1 protein-coding gene is annotated in these 4,295 nt (G+C 34.9%); it reads left to right on the forward strand.

Annotation, left to right across the window (positions count from 1 at the left end):
* Positions 1-236: Ty1/Copia family ribonuclease HI (locus HLA93_RS20170; RefSeq protein ID WP_222196238.1), on the forward strand; the 236-nt coding region annotated here is incomplete at its 5' end.
* Positions 237-4,295 lie beyond the last annotated feature (4,059 nt).

Here is a 4,295-nt window from a genome sequence, read left to right on the forward strand (position 1 = left end):
GTGACAACAATGGGGCTATTGCTCAAGCCAAGGAACCAAGGTCTCATCAGAAATCCAAGCACATAGAAAGGCGTTTCCATATGATTAGAGAAATCATTGAACGAGGAGATATCAGTATGCAAAGAGTAGCATCTGAGGATAATACCGCAGACCCACTTACCAAGGCACTTACCCAGAAAGTCTTGGATCGACATCTTGAGAAGATGGGGATGAAGTACGTCACTAATTGGATTTAGTGCAAGTGGGAGATTGTTAGAGATATGCCCTAAACCAATTGTTCTGTTGAGTTTAAAGGGCTTTGTATTTCATTATTAAATCATGTATTAACATTATTGATTTATAATATGGCTATTTTATCATGCAAACCTGTGTTTAATTACTGTTCATGATAAAGTCCCTGGATAGAATGATAGAGAGTAGTATCTCAAAGTGTTGAGATTGAGAGACTTACAACTCTCAAGTACATCTATCCTAAATCAGTTCCTGATCATAGGTTTATATATGTGGACGATTATAAACCGTTAAGATTAGCTCAGGTTATACTAGCTCCATGGGAGGATGGTGAGTCTCGAACCATTTGTGTAGAGACACTATAGTAAACCTGGGGGTGCTTGTTAGAGAACAAGTACACTGAACGTGACCAATGTGAGTACAGCTTATGGGATTCTATTTGTATGTCAAAAGCTGCTCATGTGTATAGTCACAATTATGTAATCCTTAGACTTGAGACACCACATGTTATCTTATGCATAGGCTGCTAGGGTTTGATAGTATCTCGTACACTCTTAATGACAAGGGTGTAATCGGTACTCATTGGCACTAGTGGATTATGTATGAAGATAGGTGAGTGTGCGATAGAGGATCACCACCCTTAATCAGAGAGGGCGAATGTCTTAGTTAATTCACAAATATAATATCTCAGTGAAGTCTTTGGCCAAAGCAGAAGGTTACCAAGAAATGAGTTTCTAGGGTATACCTAATTGAGATTATGATTTGGTGAATTTGTAACACATGACTTAGTTAGGGTTTGACTTGAATCCATGCCTAATTAACTACAGTCGAGACATTGTTTGGTGAAGGATTATCTATTACACGAAGGGTTCATTTATGCAGGAATATTCACCCATACCTAGGGTACGTCGTGATATGTTGCTAGACGTCACTCATGACTAGTGAAGGCCTAATGATAAGAGTTATCATTGAGGGCAAAATTGGAATTGTTCCAATCGAACCTATAAATAGAAAGTTTCTATTTTGGGAGACATCGAGATGTCCCCTGCCGCTACTAGGTTGGGATGAACCCAATGGGTCACACACAATAAGCTTAAGTGATCTTCTTGATTGAATGAGAGGAGTTATCCTAGTTAAGTATATGCCTATCCTTAATTATTAAGGGTTAATAATTAAACAAGGATGAGGATACTCTAAACAAGGATAAGGATACAGTTATCCTAATTATGAATAAGCCTATCCTTAATTATTAAATGTTAATAATTAACAAGGATAAGGATATTCTAAATAAGGATAAGGATATACAATGTGGGGTTTGGTCATGCTAGCACTAGTAACCAAACACCCCATTAAGAAGAGAGGGACTATATAAGTGGTGTTATAGATTAGGGTTCTTTAACCTAGCATCTCTTTTGAAGAGAGCCTCCACCCTTGATGACACCACTCCCTCTCTCTCTTCCTCTCAAGCTTGTCTCTTCACAAGGGTTGTGAAGAACAAGATCATCTTGAAGTCTTGAGCCGTGTGGATTTCCATTGGAGGCTTCCATATTTTTGGAGCTCGAAGAACACGAGGGATTTCTACAGTGGAGCATCTACAAACCAAGAACAAGTAAGCATGATTTATTGTTGTTTAAATTATGTGTTTCGATTCGTTTCATGATTAGAGATCGATTCATGGGAGATTACATGGGATAAATTTTTAATTGCGTGTTTCCGCTGCGCTCCCATGGTGTAATCTTTCAGTGGTATCAGAGCCAACTCTAATCCATGGATTCGAATCGTGAATGGCTTGGTATGGCATTAATTAAAATCAAAGTTTCAAGGGTTTTTGAAGAACAAAACCAGAATCCCGTTTTTCTGGAGCATGCCAACTTGTTTGGCTTGTATCTTGATCAAAACATATCCAAATCGCATGAAATCGGTCTTGTTTCGATCGTGACTCGATATAGAACGTTTCTATATCAATTTTGGAATTTTTACAAGCCATTAAGGCAGTGTTTGAAGGCAAAACAATGGCTGGACAGAACCCAGTTTTCTGCAGAAAATTTTTATAAAGTTTTCTTGTTTTGCTTGTTTTGTTCAAACTACTCAATGGCTTCCCTTCAAACTTCATAGAAGTGTTCTATGGAAGTATTCTAAGGGTTCTATGATTTTGTTTTGGCTTTGGAAGCCATAGAATAATTGGTTTAAAATTATTAAGCTTTCTTGAACCCCTATGAATTTCGGCCATGGTGGGTTTGGAACCCTAGCTTGTTTTTATTATCTTAGGATTTTTTAATCCTTATGATTTTCGGCCTTTAATGCATATGAGAGCTTGAAGGTGCAGCCATGGTGATTTCTTGGTGGAGAAGATGATAAGGTTGTTGAAATTTTAATCCAAATAGAATCCTAGATTATCTAGGATTAGTTTTATTTGAATTAATTTCTATCTTATCATTATTATTATATTCTTTTTGGGAGTAAATTAATTGATGGATATGGTGGCTGATCATGGGAAATACTTTAGGGTTTTTTTAATCCTAATGAAAGTTCCCTAAAGAGTATTTTGGAATATCTTTAACAAAGCACTTTGTATTTGGTTCCCTAAAGAGTATTTTGGAATATCTTTAACAAAGCACTTTGTAGATATGTTTTAGGGTTTGTAACCCTAAGGTGGTGGCTGATTCATGAAGACATTATTAGGGTTTAATATATCCTATTCTTGATTTGATTTTTGAATCTTGAAATAACTTTAATAGGATTAATTTATTTATATGTCTTCTTGATTATTTAATTAGATTAAATAGTTTATGAATCATCCATAATGATATATTTAAATGTTCTAATAGTTAGAGCATGAAAATATATAGTTATAATATGTTTTATAATATGTTTTATAATTATTATAAAACCAAAACAGTGTGCTGTTTTTCTGGACAGCAGTTTTTGTAAAGTTGTAAATTCTTTTTAATTTAATTAAAAAGGTTTTTACAACAAGCCACTTATCAACTTCACTTATTTAAGGTCCTGACTAAATGTAGGAAGTGTTCCCATCATTTTTATTTGACTTTAAATAGCCGCACAAAGCATTTTGTGACCGAAGCTCAAATCTGCCAGATTTGGAGTTAAAGTCGCAAATCGCTTTAAAGTGATATCAAACGTTGGAATCACTTAACGAGACCCCTGCCATTGGAAAGAACACTGAAAATCCTTGTGAAATGAAGCGTTCTTCAAATTTAAAATGAGTTTTAAATTAAGCAGATAATTTAGCAAAACAAGGGCTGATTCTTGGTGTTTTAGAGAAAACACAAAAGTAAAGGGTTACTTAATTTTTAATTCGATTAAAAATTAAATTGATTTTTCATGTGATGAGAAATAGATTAAATCTTGATTTTAATATATGCCATTGCCATTCATTACTTGTTTCTTATACTGCTTTAATTTATGCAATGCGATTGTTTAAATTAAAATGGAAGGTTATGGACTTAAAGACCAATTAACTGGATGTGATTGGCCGCATTAGATGTGATGCTTTAAGGGTTGTAATTTAAATTTGTTTAAATTAATTTGTGATGTAATTTTAATTATGGGCTTGCATGCCTATTCCCCATTTGTTAAGTATCCCCTATTTCCATTATTCCCATTTGTTATTTGAATGTAAATGTACATTGGAGATAAAGAACGGTGCATGGTGGGCCCAAGGATACGTGGAGCAGTGGGAGGACATAGAGAAGGACTTGAGAAGACCTTTTCTTGAATGTAATAGTTACAGGTTAAATTTACGATCACAAAACCCGCATAAGACCTAGGGCTCAACTAATGGCTCTAGTTGGGCCCAAACCAAAAGTCCATAATCTTTCCAAGGAGGCCCATATATATGTTAGATGTATGCTTAGGGGCCCAATAACCATGTTATTATATGTCTTTGATGATAGTGTCCCGTTCCTTTCAGGATAGTGGGAGTATCATTAAAGTACTAATAATAAGAGATGGTTATATATATATGTGATATATGAATGCATGCGATGTATGTTTAATTAATCTGATGAGACTTTAAAAACCCCTCGATTTCAAAACTTAAATTG

This window comes from Modestobacter italicus, assembly GCF_019799965.1.
Taxonomy (GTDB): Bacteria; Actinomycetota; Actinomycetes; order Mycobacteriales; family Geodermatophilaceae; genus Modestobacter; species Modestobacter italicus_A.